Annotated in this window: 17 protein-coding genes; 6 read left to right on the plus strand and 11 right to left on the minus strand. The window is 70.6% G+C overall.

What is annotated here, in order from left to right:
- Positions 1-182: 182 nt before the first annotated feature.
- The 3 genes from pyk to pta all read right to left on the minus strand — a co-directional run bounded on the left by pyk (position 183) and on the right by pta (position 5,034).
- On the minus strand, positions 183-1,619 hold the full coding sequence (gene pyk / locus ACIBBB_RS20695) for a pyruvate kinase (protein ID WP_398983977.1): 1,437 nt from the start codon (positions 1,617-1,619) through the stop codon (positions 183-185).
- Between the two features lie 74 nt (positions 1,620-1,693).
- Positions 1,694-2,905, minus strand: a complete 1,212-nt coding sequence (locus ACIBBB_RS20700; RefSeq protein WP_398984436.1) for an acetate kinase — start codon at positions 2,903-2,905, stop codon at positions 1,694-1,696.
- Positions 2,906-2,955: 50 nt separating this feature from the next.
- Positions 2,956-5,034 (minus strand): phosphate acetyltransferase, encoded by a 2,079-nt coding sequence (gene pta / locus ACIBBB_RS20705; protein WP_398983980.1) that lies wholly within the window; start codon positions 5,032-5,034, stop codon positions 2,956-2,958.
- 218 nt (positions 5,035-5,252) lie between these two features.
- Between pta and ACIBBB_RS20710 the strand changes: the two genes are divergently transcribed.
- Positions 5,253-6,278, plus strand: coding sequence for an ATP-dependent 6-phosphofructokinase (locus ACIBBB_RS20710; RefSeq protein ID WP_398983982.1), 1,026 nt, complete (start codon positions 5,253-5,255; stop codon positions 6,276-6,278).
- A gap of 381 nt (positions 6,279-6,659) precedes the next feature.
- Here the strand turns inward: ACIBBB_RS20710 and ACIBBB_RS20715 are convergent, their stop codons facing one another.
- From ACIBBB_RS20715 to ACIBBB_RS20745, 7 genes are all read right to left on the minus strand, one after another.
- Positions 6,660-7,877 carry a Clp protease N-terminal domain-containing protein gene (locus ACIBBB_RS20715; RefSeq protein WP_398983984.1) on the minus strand — a complete coding sequence of 406 codons (1,218 nt, stop codon included), beginning with the start codon at positions 7,875-7,877 and terminating at the stop codon, positions 6,660-6,662.
- Between the two features lie 117 nt (positions 7,878-7,994).
- On the minus strand, positions 7,995-8,819 hold the full coding sequence (locus tag ACIBBB_RS20720; RefSeq protein WP_398983986.1) for a carbohydrate ABC transporter permease: 825 nt from the start codon (positions 8,817-8,819) through the stop codon (positions 7,995-7,997).
- Complete coding sequence (locus tag ACIBBB_RS20725; protein ID WP_398984438.1) at positions 8,819-9,718, minus strand: carbohydrate ABC transporter permease; 900 nt, start codon at positions 9,716-9,718, stop codon at positions 8,819-8,821. Before ACIBBB_RS20725 ends, ACIBBB_RS20720 begins: the two co-directional genes overlap by 1 nt.
- 82 nt (positions 9,719-9,800) lie before the next feature.
- Complete coding sequence (locus ACIBBB_RS20730) at positions 9,801-11,153, minus strand: extracellular solute-binding protein (protein ID WP_398983988.1); 1,353 nt, start codon at positions 11,151-11,153, stop codon at positions 9,801-9,803.
- A gap of 85 nt (positions 11,154-11,238) precedes the next feature.
- The gene (locus ACIBBB_RS20735) at positions 11,239-12,135 is read right to left on the minus strand and encodes an LLM class flavin-dependent oxidoreductase (protein ID WP_398983990.1); all 897 of its coding nucleotides are present in this window, start codon (positions 12,133-12,135) and stop codon (positions 11,239-11,241) included.
- 78 nt (positions 12,136-12,213) lie between these two features.
- A complete protein-coding gene (locus ACIBBB_RS20740; protein ID WP_398983992.1) occupies positions 12,214-12,918 on the minus strand; it encodes a response regulator in 705 nt (234 codons plus the stop codon).
- On the minus strand, positions 12,915-14,615 hold the full coding sequence (locus ACIBBB_RS20745; protein ID WP_398983994.1) for an ATP-binding protein: 1,701 nt from the start codon (positions 14,613-14,615) through the stop codon (positions 12,915-12,917). The genes ACIBBB_RS20740 and ACIBBB_RS20745 overlap by 4 nt, the downstream gene beginning before the upstream one ends.
- A gap of 136 nt (positions 14,616-14,751) precedes the next feature.
- Here ACIBBB_RS20745 and ACIBBB_RS20750 point away from each other — a divergent pair, with 136 nt between their 5' ends.
- The 5 genes from ACIBBB_RS20750 (at position 14,752) to ACIBBB_RS20770 (ending at position 21,338) form a co-directional block, all read left to right on the plus strand.
- The gene (locus tag ACIBBB_RS20750; RefSeq protein WP_398983996.1) at positions 14,752-16,170 is read left to right on the plus strand and encodes a cation:dicarboxylate symporter family transporter; all 1,419 of its coding nucleotides are present in this window, start codon (positions 14,752-14,754) and stop codon (positions 16,168-16,170) included.
- A gap of 303 nt (positions 16,171-16,473) precedes the next feature.
- A complete protein-coding gene (locus ACIBBB_RS20755) occupies positions 16,474-16,941 on the plus strand; it encodes a (2Fe-2S)-binding protein (protein ID WP_398984440.1) in 468 nt (155 codons plus the stop codon).
- Position 16,942: 1 nt separating this feature from the next.
- Positions 16,943-17,935 (plus strand): FAD binding domain-containing protein, encoded by a 993-nt coding sequence (locus ACIBBB_RS20760; protein ID WP_398983998.1) that lies wholly within the window; start codon positions 16,943-16,945, stop codon positions 17,933-17,935.
- Positions 17,932-20,184: a xanthine dehydrogenase family protein molybdopterin-binding subunit gene (locus tag ACIBBB_RS20765; protein WP_398984000.1), complete on the plus strand. Its 2,253-nt coding sequence runs from the start codon at positions 17,932-17,934 to the stop codon at positions 20,182-20,184. The genes ACIBBB_RS20760 and ACIBBB_RS20765 overlap by 4 nt, the downstream gene beginning before the upstream one ends.
- Positions 20,181-21,338 (plus strand): hypothetical protein, encoded by a 1,158-nt coding sequence (locus tag ACIBBB_RS20770; protein ID WP_398984002.1) that lies wholly within the window; start codon positions 20,181-20,183, stop codon positions 21,336-21,338. The genes ACIBBB_RS20765 and ACIBBB_RS20770 overlap by 4 nt, the downstream gene beginning before the upstream one ends.
- A 64-nt stretch (positions 21,339-21,402) precedes the next feature.
- Here the strand turns inward: ACIBBB_RS20770 and ACIBBB_RS20775 are convergent, their stop codons facing one another.
- A complete protein-coding gene (locus ACIBBB_RS20775) occupies positions 21,403-22,803 on the minus strand; it encodes a glycoside hydrolase family 16 protein (protein ID WP_398984442.1) in 1,401 nt (466 codons plus the stop codon).
- Positions 22,804-23,005: the final 202 nt, after the last annotated feature.

Genomic DNA, 23,005 nt, shown 5'->3' on the forward strand with positions numbered 1-23,005 from the left:
TCCGTGCGGTGAGTTCCCAGACAGCTCCCACCACACCGGAGGTCTTCGCCATATTCAAGACCTACCGAGTGTCAACAACGCTCGTGATCAATACAACTAGGGCGTCTCCGCGAAGTGGCGCCGTTCCCCCCACGCAGAACGGGCCGCACAGTCAGCTGTGCGGCCCGTTCTGCGGTCGGTGTTCAGCCCTGGACGACGCGGGTGTCTCCCAGGCGGTGGACACGGACCATGTTCGTCGTGCCGGGGACGCCGGGCGGGGAGCCGGCCGTGATGATCATCGTGTCCGACTCGCTGTAGCGCTGGAGCTTCAGCAGCTCCGCGTCCACGAGGTCGACCATCGCGTCCGTGGTGTTCACGTGCGGTACGACGAAGGACTCCACGCCCCAGCTCAGCGAGAGCTGGTTGCGCGTCGCCTCGTCCGAGGTGAAGGCGAGGATCGGCTGAATGGTGCGGTAGCGCGAGAGCCGGCGGGCGGTGTCGCCGGACTGGGTGAAGGCGACCAGCGCCTTGCCGTCCAGGAAGTCCGCGATCTCGCACGCCGCGCGGGCGACCGAACCACCCTGCGTACGGGGCTTCTTGCCCGGTACGAGCGGCTGGAGGCCCTTGGACAGCAGCTCCGTCTCGGCCGCGACGACGATCTTCGACATCGTCTTGACCGTCTCGATCGGATACGCGCCGACGGACGACTCCGCCGACAGCATGACCGCGTCGGCCCCGTCCAGGATCGCGTTCGCGACGTCCGACGCCTCGGCGCGCGTCGGGCGGGAGTTGGTGATCATCGACTCCATCATCTGGGTCGCCACGATCACCGGCTTGGCGTTGCGGCGGCACAGCTCGATGAGGCGCTTCTGCACCATCGGGACCTTTTCGAGCGGGTACTCGACCGCCAGGTCGCCACGGGCCACCATGACGCTGTCGAAGGCGGCGACGACAGCCTCCATGTTGGCGACGGCCTGCGGCTTCTCGACCTTCGCGATGACGGGGACCCGGCGGCCCTCCTCATCCATGATCTTGTGCACGTCGTTGATGTCGTCCGCGTCGCGCACGAAGGACAGCGCGATCATGTCGCAGCCCATCCGCAGGGCGAAGCGCAGATCCTCGACGTCCTTCTCGGAGAGCGCCGGGACATTGACCGCCGTACCCGGCAGGTTGATGCCCTTGTGGTCGGAGATGACCCCGCCCTCGATGACGAGCGACTTGACCCGGGGGCCCTCGACCTCGGTGACGCGGAGTTCGACGTTGCCGTCGTTGATCAGGATCTGGTCGCCCTTGGTGACGTCACCCGGCAGGCCCTTGTAGGTGGTGCCGCAGATGCCCTTGTCGCCCGCGACGTCCTCGGTCGTGATGATGAACTCGTCACCGCGCATCAGCTCGACGGGGCCCTCGGCGAAGGTCTCCAGACGGATCTTCGGGCCCTGGAGGTCGACGAGCACGCCCACGGCCCGGCCGGTGGCCTCGGCCGCCTTCCGGACGCGGTGGTACCGCTCCTCGTGCTCGGGATGGGACCCGTGGCTCATATTCAGTCGGGCCACGTTCATACCGGCCTCGATGAGCGCTTTCAACTGCTCGTACGAGTCGACGGCGGGGCCAAGTGTGCAGACAATTTTGGAACGGCGCATAAGGCGGATCCTATCGGTTTGTTTCGGCACGGAATATTCCGTCTGGCGGAAAGTACAAATGGGCGGGGTGGCGCTCAGGCGTCGACCAATGCGAAGGTCTGGCGGGCGATCTCCATTTCCTCATCCGTCGGTACCACGGCGACGGCGACGCGCGCGTGTTCCGGTGATACGAGTCGCGGCTCGCCGGACCGTACGGCGTTCAGCTCCGCGTCCACGACCAGCCCCAACTCGCCCAGCCCGGCGATCGCGGCCGCCCGCACCGGCGCCGCGTTCTCGCCGACTCCCGCGGTGAACACCACCGCGTCCACCCGGCCGAGCACCGCGTAATAGGCGCCGATGTACTTCTTCAGCCGGTGGATGTAAATGCCGAACGCCAGCCGGGCCCGCTCGTCACCCTCGTCGACCCGGCGGCGGATCTCCCGCATGTCGTTGTCGCCGCACAGCCCCATCAGCCCGCTCTTCTTGTTGAGCAGTTCGTCGATCTCGTCGGTGCCCATTCCCGCGACCCGCTCCAGATGGAAGACCACCGCCGGATCGATGTCTCCGGAGCGCGTACCCATCACCAGCCCCTCCAAGGGGGTCAGCCCCATCGAGGTGTCCACACAGCGCCCGCCCGCGACGGCCGACGCCGACGCCCCGTTGCCCAGGTGCAGCACGATCAGATTCAGCTCCTCCGGCGCCCGGCCCAGCAGCCCGGCCGTCCGGCGGGAGACGTAGGCGTGCGAGGTGCCGTGGAAGCCGTAGCGCCGGATCCGGTGCGCGTCGGCCGTCTCGACGTCGATCGCGTACCGCGCGGCGTGCTCCGGCATCGTCGAGTGGAACGCGGTGTCGAAGACCGCGACCTGCGGCAGGTCGGGACGGAGCGTCCGGGCCGTCCTGATGCCGGTGATGTTCGCCGGGTTGTGCAGCGGCGCCAGCGGCACCAGCCGCTCGATCTCCGCGAGTACGGCGTCGTCGATCAGCGTCGGGGCGCTGAACTCCGGCCCGCCGTGCACCACCCGGTGGCCGATCGCGGCCAGCTCGGGGGAGTCGAGGCCGGTGCCGTCCTGGTCCAGTTCACCGGCGACGGCCTTCAGCGCCTGCTCGTGGTCGGCGATCCGCTCCGTACGCTCGCGCTTCTCCGCGCCCTCGCCCGACGGGGTGTGCACCAGCCGCGACGCGCTCTCGCCGATCCGTTCGACGAGGCCGACGGCGAGACGGGTGCCGTCGCGCATGTCCAGCAGCTGGTACTTCACCGACGAGGAGCCGGAGTTGAGTACGAGGACTCGGGTGGCCTGCGAGGTCACGGGCGGGATGCCTTTCGTGGAGGGGACAGTGATGCCGGGACCGGACGGTGTCACGCGCCGTCGTCCTGCGCCTGGACGGCGGTGATGGCGACGGTGTTCACGATGTCTTGGACCAAGGCACCGCGGGAGAGGTCGTTCACCGGCTTGCGCAGCCCCTGCATCACCGGGCCCACCGCCACCGCGCCCGCCGAACGCTGCACGGCCTTGTACGTGTTGTTGCCGGTGTTCAGGTCGGGGAAGACCAGCACCGTCGCGCGGCCCGCCACCTCCGACTCCGGCAGCTTCGTCGCGGCGACGCTCGGCTCCACGGCGGCGTCGTACTGGATCGGCCCCTCGATCTTCAGCTCGGGCCGCGCCGCGCGCACCAGCTTGGTCGCCTCGCGCACCTTGTCGACGTCCGCGCCGGAGCCGGAGGTCCCCGTCGAGTACGACAGCATCGCGATCCGCGGCTCGACCCCGAACCGGGACGCGGTCGCGGCGGCCTGCACGGCGATGTCCGCGAGCTGCCGGGCGTCCGGGTCCGGGATGACCGCGCAGTCGCCGTACACCAGCACCTTGTCGGCCAGGCACATGAAGAAGACCGAGGAGACGCTGGACGACGCCGACTTCGTTTTGATGATCTCGAAGGCCGGGCGGATCGTGGCCGCCGTCGAGTGGACCGAGCCCGAGACCATGCCGTCGGCCAGGCCCGCGTCGACCATCAGCGTGCCGAAGTAGTTCACGTCGGCCACCACGTCGTACGCCAGCTCCACCGTCACGCCCCGGTGGGCGCGCAACTCGGCGTACCGCACGGCGAACCGCTGCCGCAGCTCGTCCTTCGCCGGGTCGATGAGCTGGGTGCCCGCCAGGTCGATACCGAGATCGGCGGCCTTCTTGGTGATGGTGTCGACGTCCCCGAGGAGCGTCAGGTCGCACACATCGCGGCGCAGCAGCACATCGGCCGCGCGCAGCACCCGCTCCTCCGTGCCCTCGGGCAGGACGACCCGGCGGCGTACGGCACGGGCCTGCTCCAGCAGGTCGTGCTCGAACATCATCGGCGTCACCCGGCCGCTGCGGACCACCGACATCCGCGCCAGCAGATCGCCGGTGTCCACGTACCGCTCGAAGAGCCCCAGCGCCGTCTCCGCCTTACGAGGCGTGTCGGCGTTCAACTTCCCCTCCAGCGAGAAGAGTTCACCCGCCGTCGGGAAGGACCCCGCGACCACCGAGACGACCGGTGTGCCGGGCGCCAGCCGGGAGGCGAGCGTGAGGACCGAGTCGGCCGGCCGCTCGTCCAGCGTCAGCAGAACGCCCGCGATGGGCGGCGTCCCCGCCGAGTGCGCGGCGAGCGCGCCCACCACCAGATCCGCCCGGTCCCCCGGCGTCACCAGCAGACAGCCCGGCGTGAGCGCGTTCAGCATGTTCGGCAGCATCGCGCCGCCGAAGACGAAGTCGAGCGCGTCGCGCGCCAGACCCGCCTCGTCCCCGAGCAGCACCGTGCCGCCCAGGGCACGGGTGATCTGCGCGACGGTCGGGGCGGCCAGCGCCGCCTCGTCGGGGAGCGTGTAGCAGGGCACCGGCAACTGCGCCCCGAGCTGCGCGTCGATCGCGTCGCGGTCCTCGGGGGCGACCCGGTTCACGACCATCGCGAGGACGTCGCAGCCGAGTACCGCGTACGCCCTGTGCGCGTTGCGCGCCTCGGCCTGTACGGACTCGGCGTGCTGGCCCTTGCCGCCGACCACCGGTATGACCGAGGCGCCGAACTCGTTGGCCAGCCGCGCGTTGAGCGCCAGCTCGTCGGGCAGCTGGGTGTCGGCGAAGTCGGTGCCGAGGACGAGCACCACCTCGTAGTCCCTGGCGACCTCGTGGAAGCGCCGCACGAGCTGCTGGACCAGCTCGTCCGTACCGCCGTCGGCCTGGATCACGGCGGCCTGGGCGTAACCGAGGCCGTAGCCGGACGCCGGGTCCTGCGAGAGGCGGTAACGGGTGCGCAGCAGATCGAAGAGGCGGTCGGGGCCGTTCGCGTGGACCAGTGGGCGGAAGACGCCCACCCGGTCCACCTGGCGGGTCAGGACCTCCATGACCCCCAGCTCCACGACCTGCCGGCCGTCCCCGCGATCGATCCCGGTCACGTACACGCTGCGTGTCACGCGCGCTCTCCTGTTCGAGGAAGACTGTGGAGGTGGTGCGGACCGGCAGCGGTGGGGACGGAGGAAATTCCTGTTTCTGCCGTTAGGCCCGTTAGGGTGGCACAGCCCTCTTGACAATACCCGTGGGGGTGGGTACGGCGCCTCCGAGACAGGACGTGGGTACGCCCTGGCACGGCCCGCACCAGACCACATCCTCAGCGAGCAGGAGACGAAGCGCGATGCGTATCGGAGTTCTCACCGCAGGCGGCGACTGTCCCGGCCTGAACGCCGTGATCCGTTCGGTCGTTCACCGCGCCGTGACCGGGCACGGGGACGAGGTCATCGGCTTCGAGGACGGCTTCAAGGGCCTGCTCGACGGCCACTACCGTTCCCTCGACCTCGACTCCGTCAGCGGCATCCTGGCGCGCGGCGGCACGATCCTCGGCTCGGCCCGGCTGGAGCGCGGGCGGCTGCGGGAAGCCGCGGAGAGCGCGGACGAGTTGGGCCGTAAGTACGGCATCGACGCGCTCATCCCGATCGGCGGCGAGGGCACTCTCACGGCCGCCCGGATGCTCGCCGACGCGGGGATGCCGGTGGTGGGCGTACCGAAGACGATCGACAACGACATCTCCTCCACCGACCGCACGTTCGGATTCGACACGGCCGTGATGGTCGCCACCGAGGCCATCGACCGGCTGAAGACCACGGCCGAGTCCCACCAGCGGGTGATGGTCGTCGAGGTCATGGGCCGGCACGCCGGATGGATCGCCCTGGAGTCGGGCATGGCGGGCGGCGCGCACGGCATCTGTCTGCCGGAGCGGCCCTTCGAGGTCGACAGCATCGTGAAGATGGTCGAGGAGCGCTTCGCGCGCGGCAAGAAGTTCGCGGTGATCTGCGTGGCCGAGGGCGCGCACCCGGCGGAGGGCTCGATGCACTACGTGAAGGGTGAGATCGACCAGTTCGGGCACGAACGCTTCCAGGGTATCGGCAACCGCCTCGCGGGCGAACTGGAGCGGCGCATGGGCAAGGAGGCCAGGCCGGTCATCCTCGGGCATGTGCAGCGCGGGGGTACGCCGACGGCGTACGACCGGGTGCTGGCGACGCGCTTCGGCTGGCACGCGGTGGAGGCGGTGCACAACGGCGACTTCGGCAAGATGACGGCGCTGCACGGGACGTCGGTGGCGATGGTGCCCCTGGCGGAGGCGGTCACGCGCCTCAAGACGGTGCCGGAGAACCGGATGTTCGAGGCGGAGTCGGTCTTCTAGGGCGGGGCCCTGGCCTCGCGGCGGGGGCGGTGGGAGTTCGGGTCCCCGGTCGCGGTTCGCGCGCCTTCACGCCGGCCGTCCGCCCGTCCGCCCCTGTGTCGCGCGGTGCCCGTCCCCGGCCGCGGGCGCGCTGGTGGGAGGGTGCCTCTCCGGTCGCGGCCCGTGCGACTTCACGCCGACTGTCCGCCCCTGCGGGCGTCCGGCGCCGGGCGGGCAGCGGCCCCCCGGCCGCAGGCGCGGCTGGTGGGAGGGCGCGTCTCCGGTCGCCGTCGCGCGGTGCGTCCGGCCCCGTGGGCGAACGGCGTTCGCCGCGATACGTGCCTGCGGCGCGCGGCGCCGGGCGGAGGCCGCTGTCCGCCCGGCGGGTCGGAGCGCGTGGTGTCAGGCCGCCGGGGGAACGTCGAGGCGGTTACGGAGTTCCGTCGGGTCCGTGCCCGTCTCGCGGAGCAGTTGGGCCGCCGGGGACCCGGGGTCGGCGAGCAGAGCCCACAGGATGTGCGTCGTGCCGACCGTCTCGTCCTTCCGCTCCGCCGCCAGCAGCCGGGCCGCGGCCACCACCTGGTCCGTCTCCACGGACCGCTCCACACTGGCGGGGGCGATGATCTCCGGCGCCGGGTTGGCCGCGGCCGTCGCCGCGCGGACCAGGTCCGCCTCCCGCACTCCGGCCGAACGCAGCGTCTGAGCCGCCGAGTTGGCGACCAGCAGTTCCCCGGGCAGCGACAGCCCGGCGACCGTGAGCCCCCGGTCCAGCGCCATGACGGCGAGCAGCAGATCCACCGGCTCCGTCTCGCTCCGTCCGTACCGTACGGCCTGGCGCTGGGCCTCGCTGGAGAGCAGCACCACGACCGGGGAGCCGTCGCCCGAGCTGCGGCCCATCCACGACATCATGCCCCGCATCCACCACACGCCGCGCTCACCCAGCAGCCCGGCGTTACGCATGGCCTTGACGGTGCCACGGACCCCGGCCGCCTCGGAGGGCCAGGGCGCCCCGCCCGCGCGTACGGCCTCGGCCTGCGCGTCCAGCGCGCCGGCCCCCGCCGCCGGATCCACCCGGCACAGCGCCAGGGCCTCCAGCGCCCGGCTCTCGGGCGTCCGAAGCAGCGCCCGCGCCAGATGCCGCTCGTGCGCGTCGGGCGCGCCCTCCTCGCGGGCCAGCCGCAGGGCACCGAGGAGCGTCCGCCGCAGGGCCGGGGAGAGCCGGGGCGGCTTCGCGCCCTCCTCGCGCAGGGGCTTCGACGCGCGGGCCGCTTCGCACAGCGCCTCCCGCCAGGCGGCCGCCACCTCGATGGCGTCGTCGGACGCGTGGACGTCGTCGGGAGCGTCGCTCTCCCCGCTTACGCCGCTGTCGTCGCGCGCCCAGTTCTGTTCCTCGCGGCCCCGGATCTGCCCGCGTACGGAGCCGGAGTCCCGGCCGCGCGGGACGAGGGCCGTCCCGGGCTCGTCCGTGTCGTCGAGCAGCGCGTAGAGCAGGTGCTCGGTGCCCACTGCCGGGCCGCGGCCGACCGCGTGACGCACCGTCTTCGACAGCAACTCCACGGCGTCCGAGGCGAACTCGGTCGTCGTGACGGTGGTCAGGTCGGCGGTCTGGCGCTGCTCCATGGTGCGTCTCCCGGTTTCGACTGCGGCGAACTACGCTGGTGGGGACGTGTTTCCGGCACCCGCTGGTTCAGTCCCGCACGAAATCGTTTCGGGTTGTCTCTACTTCGAGCACAGGCCCTAGCCCTTCACCGCGCCGCCGAGCGCGAAGCCCCCTCCCAGCCGGCGCGAGATCAGGATGTAGAGCAGCAGCACCGGCGTTGAGTAGAGGATCGAGAACGCCGCGAGCTGTCCGTAGATCACCGAGCCGTAGTTGCCGAAGAACGTGAAGATCGAGACGGACGCGGGCAGTTGGTCGGGGGAGAGCAGCAGCATGAAGGGGACGAAGAAGTTCCCCCAGAGCTGGATGAACGTGTAGATCATCACGACCGTCATGCCCGGCCCCATCAGCGGCAGCACGATCCGGGTCAGCGTCTGGAGCATCGACGCCCCGTCCGTCCACGCCGCCTCCTCCAGGACGGTCGGCACCCCGTCCATGAAGTTCTTCATCAGCCAGATGGAGAAGGGCAGTTGGGAGGTGGCGAGGAAGAGCGACGTGCCGTACATCGTGTCGATCAGATTGACCTGGACGAACAGCCCGTACACCGGGACCATGATCGCGGTGATCGGCAGACACGTCGTGAACAGGATGGTCAGCAGATAGGGGCGGCTGAACCGCGAGCGGTAGCGGGACAGCGGATACGCCGCGAGCGCCGCGCACGCCACCGTCAGCACCGTCGCGCTGCCGCACAGCAGCAGGCTGTTGAGCATCGGCGTGAACGTGATCTCGTCGGTGAGGACGGCGCTGAAGTTCTCCGTGGTCGGCGACGACGGCAGCCGTACCCGCAGGTCCGCCTCGGCGTCGAGCGAGGACAGCACCAGCCACAGCAGCGGAAGCAGGAAGGCCGCGGCCACCACGGCCAGGGCGGCTTCCGAGGCGAGCCGGACGCGAGTGGCGCGCTTCATCACACCTCCACCTTGAGCAGGCGCACATAGACGATCGAGAACAGCGCGCCCACGAGAAGCAGCAGCAGCGCGACCGCCGTGCCGTAACCGATCAGGCTCTTGAGGAACGCCTGGTCGTACATGAACACCGGCAGGGTCTGGCTCCGACTGCCCGGCCCGCCCCGTGTCATCGCCCAGATCAGTCCGAAGACGGACAGCGTGGAAAGCGTGTTGAGCATCAGATTGGTGCCGATCGAACGCCGGATCATCGGCAGCGTGATGAACCACAGCCGCCGTACCCCGTTCGCGCCGTCGACCTCCGCCGCCTCCGTGATCTCCTTCGGGATCTCGGACAGCGCGGCGGAGTAGATCAGCATGGAGAACGCCGTGCCGCGCCATACGTTGGCGAACGACACCGCCAGGATCGGCAGGGTGAACAGCCAGTTCTGGGACGGCAGATGGAGCCAGTCCAGGATGGCGTTCAGCGTCCCCTCGCGGCGGAAGAACGCGTACAGCAGGAACGCCGCGACGATCTCCGGCAGCACCCACGCCGCGATCACGACGGCGCCCGTGACCGTGCGCACCGGCCGGGACGCGGCCCGCATCAGACCGGCCAGGGCCAGCCCGATCGTGTTCTGGCCGACGATCGACGACACGAACGTGAAGACGAGCGTCAGCCAGACCGCGTTACGGAAGTCGTCGTCCGCGAAGGCCCGCCGGAAGTTGTCCAGGCCGACGAAGTCCGACGTGGACGATCCGGTCAACTGCGTGTTGGTGAAGGCGATCCAGACGCAGTAGCCGATCGGCCCGGCGAGGAACAGGAGCAGCAGCACCGTCGCCGGGGCGAGCGGCAGCCAGCGCAACGGCCGCGCCCCGCGGCCGCCGCGCCCGTCGTCGCCCTCGCGGCCACCGGCGGGCACCGCGGGCCGGCCCTTGCTCACCGGGCCGTCCGCGGTGCTCACCGTGCTCACGGGGCCGCCGCCGTCACCGTGCCCGCCCTCTTCACTTCTCGACCACCGCGCCGTCGGCGATGGTCTTCAACTGCTCGTCGTACGCCTTCGCCGCCTCGGCCGCGGACGCGTCCCCCGTCGTCACCGACTCCATCGCCTCGCCGATGGCGGACGACACCTGCGGGTAGACCGGCAGCGCGGGGCGGTAGTTGGTCACCTCGACGAGCTTGGTGAAGAAGTCGATACCGGGCATCGACTTCAGATACCTCGGATCGGCCGCCACATCCTTACGGACGGCGATCTGCGCGCCGACGACGTCCCACTCGACGGCGTTCTCCTTCGTCTGCTGCGTCTTGATGAACTCGAAGGCGAGGTCCGGGTTCTGGGCCTTCTGCGGGATCGACCACGCCCACCCGCCGGACATCGACACGCTGCCGGGCGCCTGCCCGTTCTGCGTCGGCATCGGTGTCTGGGCCAGTTCTGTGGACCACTCGGGCCACTCCTTGGGGCCCTTGTTGATCCAGTTCTGCCCCATCCAGGACCCGTCGAGGGAGATCGCCAGCTTGCCCTCGGGAAAGAACTCGGTCGCCACGCGCGTACCGATGTTGGGGTCCAGTGCGTCGGAGACGTCGGGCCCGAGCTTCTCCGAGTACACGGTCCGTACGAAGTCGAGCGCGTCCACGAAGCCCTTGGTGCCGGCGACCCACTTCTTCGACGCCGGGTCGTAGAGCGGGTCCGCGCCCGTGCCGTACAGCAGCATCTCGAAGCCCTGCATCACCGCGGCCTCGCCGGGGCCCTTGCCGGTGTAGACGTTCAGCGGGATCGCGTCCGGGACCTCGCGCTTGACGGTGCGCGCCGCGTCCAGGACCTCCGCCCAGTTCTTCGGCTGCCAGTCGGCGGGCAGCCCCGCCTCGGCGAAGATCTTCTTGTTGAACCAGAGGCCGCGGGTGTCGGTGCCGTCCGGCACGCCGTACGTCTTGCCGTCCTCCGCCTTGGCGGCCGACTTCGCCGTGTCGACGAACTGGTCCCAGGCGTCCCACTTGTCCAGATACTCGTCCAGCGGGCGCAGATAGCCGGCCTTGATGTCCGAGTTGATGCGGAAGGTGTCCTCGTAGACCAGGTCGGGCGCGGTCTTCGGGGAACGCATCATCTGCTGCGCCTTGGTGGCGTAGTCGTTGTCCGGGGCCTGGATCGGTATCAGTTCGACTTTCTTGCCGGGATTGGCCTTCTCGAACTGCTTCTTCACGGACTCCAGATAGTTGTCCTTGAAGCGGATCTTGTTGTCCGTCGATCTGTTGTAGGCCACCTTCACGGTGTCCGGATCGCTGCCGGACCCGCCGCCGCACGCCGTGAGCGCACCGGCGGCCAGGACCGTGACGAGGATCAGTGGGGCGGTGGGGCGCACGGGCACGACCTCCTCTTTCAGCCGCGAAGGGCTGCCCGGCGACCGTAGGACCGTGTCAATCTGAAGGTCAATCCCCGTGCACCGCTCACTCCGTACGCGGCACCAGCGGGCGGACTTCGGCGGCCGTGAAACGAATGAAGCCCTCCGGGTCCGGTTCGTCGGCCGTCGGCTGGAGCACCACGGTGTCCGCTCCGGCCTCCGCCAGCTCCCGCACGGCGTCGGCGACGGCGCCGGCGGGGCCCGCGATTCCGTACGGTCCGGCCGGCCCCCAGGCGTCGCCCAGTGCGTCCAGCTCGGCCCGCAGCCGTGCGTCGGCGTCCGGGCCGGTCGCCGTGTGGAGGTAGACCACCACCGGGTGGCGGCCGGTCCGCCCGGCCGACTCCCGCCCCTGCGCGATGAGTCGGCGGGCGAGGCGTACCGCGTCGGGCGAGGTGCCGCCGGTCAGGATCGTGCCGTCGGCGGCCTCGCCCGTCAGCCGCGTCGTACGCGGTCCGGTGGCGCCGGCGTACACGGCGGGCGGTGCGGGGGCGGTGGACGGCGGCCAGTCGAGTGCGACGGCGTCCAGCTTCACGTAACGCCCGTCCGTGGTCACCCGCTCGCCGGCCAGCAGCGCGCGCAGCGCCACCAGATGCTCGCGCAGCAGGGTCACGGGTGACTCGACACGTGTACCGGTCTGCCCCATCCAGTCCTGGACGCCGTGGCCGACCCCGATCAGGGCGCGCCCCGGGAAGAGGCGGTGCAGGGTGGCGGCCTCCATGGCCGTCAGCGCGACGTTGCGCAGGGGTACGGGGAGCAGGCCGACGCCGACACGCAGCCGCTCCGTCCAGGCGAGGGCCGCCGCGAGAGTGGCGATGCCGCTCTCCAGGAAGCAGTCCTCCCAGAGCCACAGCTCCTCCAGACCGGCGTCGTCCGCGGTGCGGGCGATGTCGCGGAGTCGTTCGGGGGGCAGTTGGGGGCGGAACACGGCGCCGAGAACAGTCATGACGGCATTGTTCACGGCGCGTACGGCGACGACCAGCGGGTTGACGGGCCGGCGCGAGTGAGGCCCTGGCTCCGTCGCCTACCGGGCGGAGACGATCCAGCGGTACTGGAGCTCCGGCCGTCCGATCTGGCCGTACTGGGGGCTGCGGTCCGCCTGCCCCGCGACGACCAGATGCTCCAGATAGCGGCGCGCGGTGATCCGGGAGATGCCGAGCGTGGCCGCGGCCTCCGTGGCGGTCAGGCCCTCCCGCGCGTCGCGCAGCGCACGCGTCACCGACTCCAGCGTCGGCCCGCTGAGCCCTTTGGGCAGCGACGCGGGCTGCGGCGCCCGCAGCGCGCCGAGGGCCCGGTCCACCTCGTCCTGGCCGCTGGCCTCACCGGCGGCGGCCCGGAACTCGGCGTAGCGGCTGAGCCGGTCGCGGAGGGTGGCGAAGGCGAAGGGCTTCAGCACGTACTGCACGACGCCCAGCGACACCCCTTCCCGTACGACCGCGAGATCGCGCGCCGACGTGACGGCGATGACGTCCGCGTGGTGCCCGACCGCCCGCAGACTGCGCAGCAGTTGCAGCCCGTGCCCGTCCGGCAGATACAGGTCGAGGAGGATCAGGTCCACGTCCGTACGCTCCAGGGCGCGCCCAGCCTCGGCCCGGGAGTGGGCCACCCCGGCCACCTCGAAGCCGGGCACCCGGCCCACGTACAGCTGATGGGCGTCGGCGGCGACGGGGTCGTCCTCCACGACGAGCACGCGGATGAGGCGGGGGGCGCCGCCCCTCGTGCCGGTCATGATCCGCCCTCCTTCCCGCCGTCCGACGCGGCGCCGGCCATCGACTCCGCCGTACTCGCGTCCGCCGTGGTGGCCGCATCCGCACCGAGGTACGTACACGGGTGCGGAACCGCCCCGTCGCGCGCCCCGACCGGCAGCCGTACGGTGAACTCCGCCCCGCCGTCCCGCCCCGGCGTCAGCTCCACCGTGCCGTGCGCCCGGTGCACCGCCTGCCGTACGAGTGCCAGGCCGAGCCCGCGTCCCGCGCCCCGGGTCGACCAGCCGCGCCGGAACACCTCCTCGATGTCACCGGGCGCGACCCCCGGCCCCGTGTCCCGTACCCGCAGCAACAGCTCACCGTTCTCCACCAGCGCGGTGACCGTGACCCGCGCGCCGTCCGTGCCCTGCGCCGCGTCCACCCCGTTGTCGATCAGATTGCCGAGCATGGTCACCAGATCGCGGGCGGCCAGCGACGGCGGCAGCACCCCGTCGTCTATGCGGCTGTCCTCGGCGAGCACCAGCTCCACGCCCCGTTCGTTCGCCTGCGCCGCCTTCCCCAGCAGCAGCGCCGCCAGCACCGGCTCGGCCACCGCGCCGACCACCCGGTCCGTGAGCACCTGCGCCAGCTCCAGCTCCGCCGTGGCGAACTCCACCGCCTCGTCCACCCGCCCCATCTCGATCAGCGACACGACCGTGTGCAGCCGGTTCGCCGCCTCGTGCGCCTGTGAGCGAAGGGCGTGGGTGAAACCGCGCTCCGAGTCCAACTCGCCCGACAGTGCCTGGATCTCGGTGTGGTCCCGGAGCGTGGCGACCGTACCGCGCCGCTCGCCGCCGATCACCGGACGCGTGCTGACGACCACGATCCGGTCGGCCGTCATATGGACCTCGTCCACGCGTGGCTCCGACGCGAGGAGCGCCCCGACGAGCGGGGCGGGCAGCCCGAGTTCGTCGATGTCGCGGCCCACGGCGCTGTCGTCGAGGCCGAGGAGCTCCTGCCCGCCGTCGTTGATCAGCGCGATCCTGCGCCGCCCGTCCAGCATGAGCAGCCCCTCGCGCACGGCGTGCAGCGCGGCCTCGTGGTAGTCGTGCATCCGGCTCAGCTCGGCCGCGTTCATCCCATGGGTGTGCCGGCGCAGCCGCGCGTTGATGACGTAGGTGCCGACACCGCCCAGCGCGAGGGCGCCCCCGGCCGCCAGCGCCAGGATCTGCACCTGCTCCTCCAGCTGGCTGGAGATCCGGTCGACGGTGATGCCGACGCTGATCAGCCCGGTGATCCGCCCGTCGTCCTTGATCGGGGTCACGGCCCGGGTCGAGGGGCCGAGGGTCCCGGTATAGGTCTCGGTGAAGGTCTTGCCGAGCAGCGCGGGCCCGGTGGTGCCGATGAAGGGCAGCCCGATCAGCTGGGGATCCGGATGCGTCCAGCGCGTCCCGTCCGGCTTCATGATCGTGACGAAGTCCACGCCCGTGTCGACCCGCACGCGCTCCGCGTAGGGCTGGAGGGCGGCCGAGGGGTCGTCGGACCTGATGGCCTCCCGTACGGACGGGGAGTCGGCCATCGCCCGCGCCGTGGCGGTCACCTGGCGCTTCGCGGTCTCCTCGGCCTGCGCCCGGTCGGTGAAGTACGCGAACAGCGCGCATCCGGCCACGACAGCCGCGACCAGCACGACCTGCATCGCGAAGAGCTGGCCCGCGAGGCTGCGGGGACGGGGTAGCTGCATGACGCAAGTCTGCCTGGCCGAAATCGTATGAACGAAATGCACGTAAGGGTGACCGGGGTCACAGCCTGGTGGATAGTCGCCGGGACCCCCTCGGGACGGGAGGGTCGCGCAGGGACAAACGAGTCAAGGAGGACCCGTGGCCGCTACTCGGGACCGTACCCATTATCTGTATCTGGCAGTGATCGTCGCAGTGGTTCTCGGAATCACGGTCGGTTTCGCCGCCCCGGGGGTGGCCGTCGAGCTGAAGCCCATCGGGACCGGCTTCGTCAACCTCATCAAGATGATGATTTCCCCGATCATCTTCTGCACCATCGTGCTGGGCGTCGGATCCGTCCGCAAGGCCGCCAAGGTCGGCGCCGTCGGCGGTCTCGCCCTCGGCTACTTCATGGTCATGTCGACCGTCGCGCTGGCCATCGGCCTCGTCGTCGGCAACATCCTGGAGCCGGGCGCCGGTCTGCACATCACGGACGCGACGGCCGACGCGGGCGCGGCACAGGTGGACGGCGACGCCGAGACCACCGCGGAGTTCCTGGTCGGCATCATCCCCACGACGCTGGTCTCCGCCTTCACCGAGGGCGAGGTGCTCCAGACGCTGCTCGTGGCGCTGCTGGCGGGCTTCGCGCTCCAGGCCATGGGCTCCACCGGTGAGCCGATCCTGCGCGGCATCGGGCACATCCAGCGCCTGGTCTTCCGTATCCTCGCGATGATCATGTGGGCGGCCCCGGTCGGTGCCTTCGGCGCGATCGCGGCGGTGGTCGGCGAGACCGGTATGGACGCGCTGAAGTCGCTCGCGGTCATCATGATCGGCTTCTACATCACCTGCGCGCTCTTCGTCTTCGTCATCCTCGGCGCGTTGCTGAAGGTCATCACCGGCATCAACCTCCTCTCGCTGCTGAAGTACCTGGCGCGCGAGTTCCTGCTGATCCTCTCCACCTCGTCGTCGGAGTCGGCGCTGCCGCGGCTCATCGCGAAGATGGAGCACCTGGGTGTCAGCAAGCCCGTCGTCGGTATCACCGTGCCGACCGGCTACTCCTTCAACCTCGACGGCACGGCGATCTACCTCACGATGGCGTCGCTCTTCATCGCCGAGGCGATGGGCGACCCGCTCTCCATCGGTGAGCAGATCGGTCTCCTGGTCTTCATGATCATCGCGTCGAAGGGCGCGGCGGGTGTCACCGGCGCCGGCCTCGCGACCCTGGCGGGCGGTCTTCAGTCGCACCGTCCCGAACTGGTCGACGGTGTCGGCCTGATCGTCGGCATCGACCGCTTCATGAGTGAGGCGCGCGCCCTGACGAACTTCGCGGGCAACGCCGTCGCCACGGTCCTCGTCGGTACGTGGACGAAGGAGATCGACCGGGCCCGGGTGGACGAGGTGCTGTCCGGCCGTCTCCCCTTCGACGAGAAGATGCTGGTCGACGACCACGCGCCGCACGGCGGCGACGGCGAGGGGCCGAGCCTCACGAAGGAGTCCGACGGCCCGGCCGGCGGTTCCACCGGCGGCTCCTCCGACGTACCGCAGGCGCGCGACGCCGACGGGACGCCGGCGAAGGTCTGACCCGAAAACCCGGCCGGAGGAGATCCCCCTCCTTCCGGCCCTGCGAAAGACCGGCCCGTACGGAGACGTCCGTACGGGCCGGTCATTTTTCTTGTTCCGGACCGGCTTTCGTGCGGTTCCGCGCGTGTTGCGGTGTCAAAGAGGGTGGCGGGGATTTCCGTGGTGGAGAATCCCGCTCCGAAGAGTCTCTTTGTCAGCCGCATTCGGGGGTGGGCGGTCGGCTGCGGGTCTTTCATCCAGGTCATCTGCCACATACAGGGAAGGCTGACAGCTGTGATCGGACCGGCGCGTGCCCCGGTGTCCATGAAAGTCAACGGTGAGATTCACGAAATCGAATTGGAACCCCGTGTCAGTCTGCTGGACGCCCTGCGCGACCATCTGAGCCTCACCGGCTCCAAGAAGGGGTGCGACCAGGGAACCTGCGGCGCCTGCACGGTCTGGGTCGACGACCGGCGGGTGCTCGCCTGTCTGACACTGGCGGTGGCGTGCGAGGGGCACGAGATCAGCACGATCGAAGGGCTCGCCACGGGCGGCGACCTGCACCCCGTGCAGAGCGCGTTCATCGAGCGGGACGCTTTCCAGTGCGGCTACTGCACATCGGGACAGATCATGTCCGCGGTGGCTCTGCTCAAAGAGGGAAACGCGACGACGGACGAGGAAATCGCCGAACACATGAGTGGCAACCTCTGCCGCTGCGCCGCTTATCCGAATATTCGGGCGGCGGTCCGCGATATCCGCGACGCGGACACCACCACGAGTGGGCGGGCCTGAGATGCGACCTCTCAGCTATACGCGTGCGAGCACCGTCGACGAGGCCATCGCCACCGTCGGCGCCGATTCGCGCAGCGCGTTCCTCGCCGGCGGAACCACGGAGATCGACCTCATCCGGCTCGGGGTGACCCGCCCCGATGTGCTGGTGGACATCAACTCCCTTCCGCTGAAGGAGATCGAATTCACGCCCGACGCCGGTCTGCGGATCGGGGCCCTGGCGAGGATGACGGACGTCGCGCGTTCCGCCGACGTCGTCCGGCGGTTCCCGGTGATCTCGCAGGCCCTTCTCCTGGGCGCGTCGGAGCAACTGCGCAACATGGCCTCCATGGGGGGAAACCTCTGCCAGCGCACCCGCTGTTCCTACTTCCGCGACGGTGTCTCCCCCTGCAACAAACGCGAACCGGGGACCGGCTGTTCGGCCGTCGACGGCCTCAACCGCGGGCACGCGGTGCTGGGCACCAGTGACGACTGCATCGCCGCCCATCCCTCCGACGTCGGCGTCGCGCTCGTCGCACTCGACGCGGTCGTCCACACACTCGGACCGTCCGGCGCGCGAAGCATCCCCATCGACGACTTCTATCTGCTCCCCGGGAGTTCGCCCGAGGTGGAACACCCGCTGGAACGCGGGGAACTCATCAAAGCGATCGAGGTACCGCCGACACCGTCGGCCGAGCGTTCGCTGTACCTGAAGCTCCGTGACCGGCAGTCCTACGAGTTCGCCCTGGTCTCCGTCGCGGTGGCCGTCGACGTACGGGACGGACGGGTCGCCGACGTACGCCTCGCCCTCGGCGGCGTGGGTACGAAGCCGTGGCGGGCCCGTCGTGCCGAAGCCGCCCTGACCGGTGGCCCGGCGACCCGCGAAGCGTTCGCGGACGCCGCCGCCGTCGAGATGGAACCCGCGAGTCCGCACAAGGACAACGCGTTCAAAATCCCCATGGCGCGGCGGGCGATGGTGCGCGCGCTGGACCAGGTCGTGAACGGAGACGCACGATGAGCAACGCGGTCGGCAAGCCCATCAGCCGGGTCGACGGCCGGCGGAAGGTCACCGGAGCGGCCCGCTACACCGCCGAGATCGAACTGCCGAACCTGGTGCACGCGGCCGTCGTGGGCGCGGGCGTCCCCAGCGGGCGGGTCCTGGCGATCGACGAGAAGCGGGTGCGCGACGCGGAAGGCGTACTGGCCGTTCTCACCCACGACAACCTGACCAGGATCGCCTCGCAGCCGCCCCTCCTTCCCTCGCTCGCGGGCGGCGCGGCACCCGGTGAGACGTTCTTCCCCATGCAGGACGACACCGTCCACTACGCCGGGCAGCCGGTGGCCATGGTGGTCGCCGACAGCCATGAACGCGCCCAGTACGCCGCGTCGCTGCTGGACATCACCTACGAGCGCGCCGACTCCATCACCACGATCGAGGAGGGACGGGCCGCGGCGTACGAGGCGGGGACCCTCTTCGGCGGGCTGATGCCCGGCCGCAACGAACGGGGCGACGTCGAGACCGCACTGGCCCAGGCACCGGTACGGGTGGACGTGGCCCACCACTACGCGGCGAACCACCACAACACACTCGAACCCTCCGCCACCACGGCCGTCTGGGACGGCGAGCGGCTGACGCTCTACGACTCGACCATGGGGGTCCGGGCCACCCAGCTCACCGTCGCGCAGCTCCTCGGCATCCCGATCGCCCATATCCGGGTCATCACCGAGTTCGTCGGCGGCGGCTTCGGCGGCAAGGCGATGACCTGGCCGCATGTCACGCTCGCCGCGATGGCGGCCCGCCATGTCCGGCGCCCGGTGCGGCTGGCCCTGACCCGGCCGCAGACCTACACCTCCCACGGACACCGGGAGGAGCAGGAGCAGCGCCTGTCGATCGGGGCGACGGAGGACGGGCTGCTCACCGCCGTACGCCACGAGAAACTGTCGGTCACCTCGCCGTTCGACGACTGGGCCGAGCCCGCGACCGGTGTCTCCTCGCAGCTCTACCGCTGCGAGAACTACCTCGGTGTGCACCGGCTGATCCGCGGCAACATCATGACGCCCACCTTCATGCGCGCGCCGGGAGAGTCGCTGGGGGTGTCCACCCTGGAAGTGGCGATGGACAAGCTCGCCTACGCGACCGGGACCGACCCCGTCGAACTGCGCCTGCGCAACCGCGCGTCCGTGGACGAACGGGGCAACCCCTGGTCCAGCGACGGCCTGGAGGAATGTCTGCGTACCGGTGCGCGCCTCTTCGGCTGGGAGCACCGCGACCCCGAGCCGCGCTCGCGGCGCGAGGGCGACTGGCTCATCGGTTCCGGCATGGCCGTGGCCGCCTACCCCGTGGCGTTCTTCATGCCGCCCCAGCAGGCGCGCGTGCGGATCTACGCCGACGGCAGCGCCGTCATGCAGTGCGGCACCCAGGAGTTCGGCACCGGCGCCACCACGGCGATGACGCAGGTCGCCGCCGACGGGCTGGGCATGGACATGAGTGACGTCACGTTCGAGGCGGGCGACAGCGACCTGCCCAACGCCAGCGCGTCGGTGGGCTCCATGGGCGCCTCCATGGTCAGCGCCGCGGTGCACAACGCGGCGATCGAGCTGCGCCGTCAACTGGTCGCCATGGCGGTGGCGGACACCGGTTCTCCGCTGCACGGCGCGGACGCCTCGGCCGTCCTGGTCGAGGACGGCCGCATGAGTCTCGGCGGCGGATCGGGCGCCGGCGAGACCTACGCCGAGATGATGCGGCGCAACCGGCTGAGCATGACCGACGCGCTCGGCGACTGGACGCCCCCGCCGATGGACACCCCGCACGGGCTGCTCACCTTCGGGGCCCAGTTCGCCGAGGTGGCCGTCGACCCGGACTTCGGTCTCGTACGCGTACGCCGGATGGTCGGCGTGTTCGCCCCCGGGCGGGTGCTCAACCCCAAGCTCGCGCGCAGCCAGCTCATGGGCGGCATGCTCTGGGGAATGAGCCAGGCGCTTCTCGAAGGCAACCAGATGGATCCGCGCTCCGGGCGGTGGGGTGCCAACAACCTCGGTGAGTACCTCGTGCCCGTCAACGCCGACGCCCCCGACGTCACGGTCGAATTCGTCGATGTCACCGACGAGGTCGCGGGCCCGCTCGGCGTCAAGGGCGTCGGCGAGATCGGCCAGGTCGGCACGGCCGCAGCGGTGATGAACGCCGTCTTCCACGCGACCGGCCGCCGGTTGGAGGCACTGCCGATGGCCGCGGAGCTGGTGATGGACCCCCCTGGTACACCCGCATGACGGCACCGCCGGCCCCGGGGGGCCAGGAATCCGGCGGCGACGTGCTGCCGGACAGACCGGTCATCACCACCCCGACCCGGCTGCACGGCAGCGGATTCCGGCAGGCCGAGCGGCAACGCCTGGCGCGGCAGCCGGGTCTGGGGCTGGCCGGTCTGCTGTTCGTCGTCCCCGTCGCGGCGCTGTTCGCGTTCGGCGGGGGCGGGGCCGCGGACTCGGTGACCCTGTTCGGGCCGCTGATCACCTTCGCCCTTCCCGCGGTGGCCATGGTGGCGTTCTGGTGGGAGGACTGGCCGGGCTCGCGCCTGCGTCCCGGCTGGTCGGGGCTGACCGACACGGTCTTCATCGCCGCCGCCGCCGTCCTTCTGGCCATGGCCGGGCAGGTCTTCATCGGCCATCTCGACTTCGACGGCATCTTCGACCCGACCCCCGGACCGGGCCACGCCCCGCTGTACCCGGCGGCCCTGCCGCTCGCCGGCGGCGCGTTCGTGGCGATGCTCCAGCTCACCCTCGTCTGTGAGGGCCGGCCGCTGCGCCGCCTGCCGCGTATCTGGGCGGGCCTCGCCGCCCTGGTGGTGTCCTGGGGCGCGGGGATCGTCCTGTACGCGGTGGCCGTCGACTTCCGGGCACCCCCGGGATCGGGTCTCAGCAGCGAGAGCGGCCCGGTGCCCGGCCTGGAACTCGGCGCGGTACTGGTGCTGATCGGCGCCTGGCAGGTCTGGCTCTTCGTCCTCTGGAAAGGGTGGCCCTTCGCGGAGGCCCGGGAGAGCTGGCAGCGCGTCGTCCCGGCGAACATCGTGGTGATCGGCGGGAGCCTGCTGACCTACGTACTGGTCCACGGTCCGGGCGACGTCGGCCCGGCCACCGTCAACGCGGCGGGCGGGTGCTTCGTCGCCGCGGGGCTGACCGTCGGCATGCTCTTCGAAGGGGTGTTCCGCGACCGTCTGCGCCCGGGGCGGGAGCGCCTCGCGACGCTGGCTGCCTCCCTGATCCTGGCGGCGGCCCTGTACGCGGCGCTGACGGCCTACGCCGACACACTCGACTGGACGAAGCCCACCAGCCAGGAGTGGGTGGGGCACACCGCACTCAACGCGATCGGCCTGTCGATCATCCTGCACGTCGCCGTGGGCCGCCGCTGGCCGTTCGGGGAGAACTGACTGCGGGCCCCACATGGCGTCCGTGGGGCCCGAGTCGGCGGGGCCGGGGGCGGTGCTTCGCCGGTCAGCCGTAAGGGATGCGGACCACCGACTGGTTGCCGATGCCCAGGGTGCTGGCCCCGTTGCCGATGGCGTTCCAGACCTCGATCCGGACCTTGCCGTTGACCAGGTCACCGTGCGAACCGGTCGACGCCTTCAGGCCCTTGGTCTGTGTGTAGTGCTCGAAGCCGGGTGCCGGGTCCGACGCGAAGTAGAGATACGTCTCCGTACGGTCCCAGCCGCCGTCGCCCGTACGGTCGTAACTCACCCTCACCTGCTGGCCGTTGGCCACCGTCGTACCGGCGTCGACGAAAAGATCGAACTGGGTCGCGCCGCCGTTGTAGGCGCGGGTGATCCCGCCGGAGGTGAAGACCTGCGGGTTGGTCGGTGTGCCGTCACGGTTGGCGCCGCCCGCCGAGGTGAGCGTGGCGTTCGCGCCGGACGCGGTGGCGTCGCCGAGTCCGCCGCCGGTGCGGGCGTAGAGCTGTGAGGAGCCGGAGGGTGGGTCGGTCGGCGGATCCGTCGGGCCGGAGCCGCCACGGGTCCAGACGCCCACGTAGTCGACCAGCATCGGCCGCCCCGGCACGGTGGCCGGTGTCGGCGTGGGCCCGCCGAGCGCGTCGGGGAACGCGCCGCCGATCGCGACGTTGAGCAGGATGAAGTACCCCGCGTGCTCCGTCATGTTGGCCCACGTCGTCGCGTCCAGCTGGTTCTGGGTGACCGTGTGGTAGAGCTGGTCGTCCACGTACCAGCGCAGCGCGTTGGGCGAGCTGGAGCGGTCCCACTCGAAGCGGTACGTGTGGAAGGCAGACTGGCAACTCGCGCCGGGGCAGGGGCGGTTGGCGCCGAGTCCGGTGGTCTCGTTGCAGGGGCCGCCCGGGTTGACGCCGCAGTGCAGCACCGCCCACACGGAGTTGATCCCGTTGACGTTCTCCATGATGTCGAACTCGCCGATGGCCGGCCAGTTCCAGTAGTTGCCCCGGTAGGGCGCGCCGAGCGCCCAGAAGGCGGGCCAGTAACCGGCCGCGGCGGCGCCGGTCACGTTCGGCATCTGAATCCGGCCCTCGATACGCAGGGTGCCGCCGGCCGGCGCCTTGAAGTCGGCGCGCTTCGTCTCGACGCGCGCGGACGTCCAGTTGCCCGCGCCGTCCCTGAGCGGGGTGATCTTCAGGTTCCCGTTGCCGTCGAGGCTCAGATTCTGGGCGTTGGCGGTGTAGTTCTGGATCTCGCCGGTGCCCCAGTTGCCCGGACCGCCGGGGTAACCGTGTCCGGTGTCGACCTGCCAGTTGGCGGCGGACGGCGGCGCGCCGTTCCCGCCGTTGAAGTCGTCGCTCCACTGGAGATTCCAGCCGGGCGCGGGCGGTACGTCGCCCCGTGCGGTGCCGGCGCTCGTCAGGCCGACGAATCCGGCGACGGCGACGGACATCGCGAGGAAGGCGGCGAGGATCAGGGTTCGGGGTGCGCGGGGTGCGCGGGGCTCGCGGGGCGAGCGGGGTGTGTCTCCGGTGCGGCTCGTTCTCAAGGAACACCTCCGGTGCGGATGGTGCCGAGATGTGTCCGGCTGATTCTGCGGGGGGTTGAGAGCGCTCTCACCACAGTTGTTTAGATGAACCCGGAGGGCCCGTCAA

The organism is Streptomyces sp. NPDC051217 (assembly GCF_044455465.1).
GTDB lineage: Bacteria > Actinomycetota > Actinomycetes > Streptomycetales > Streptomycetaceae > Streptomyces.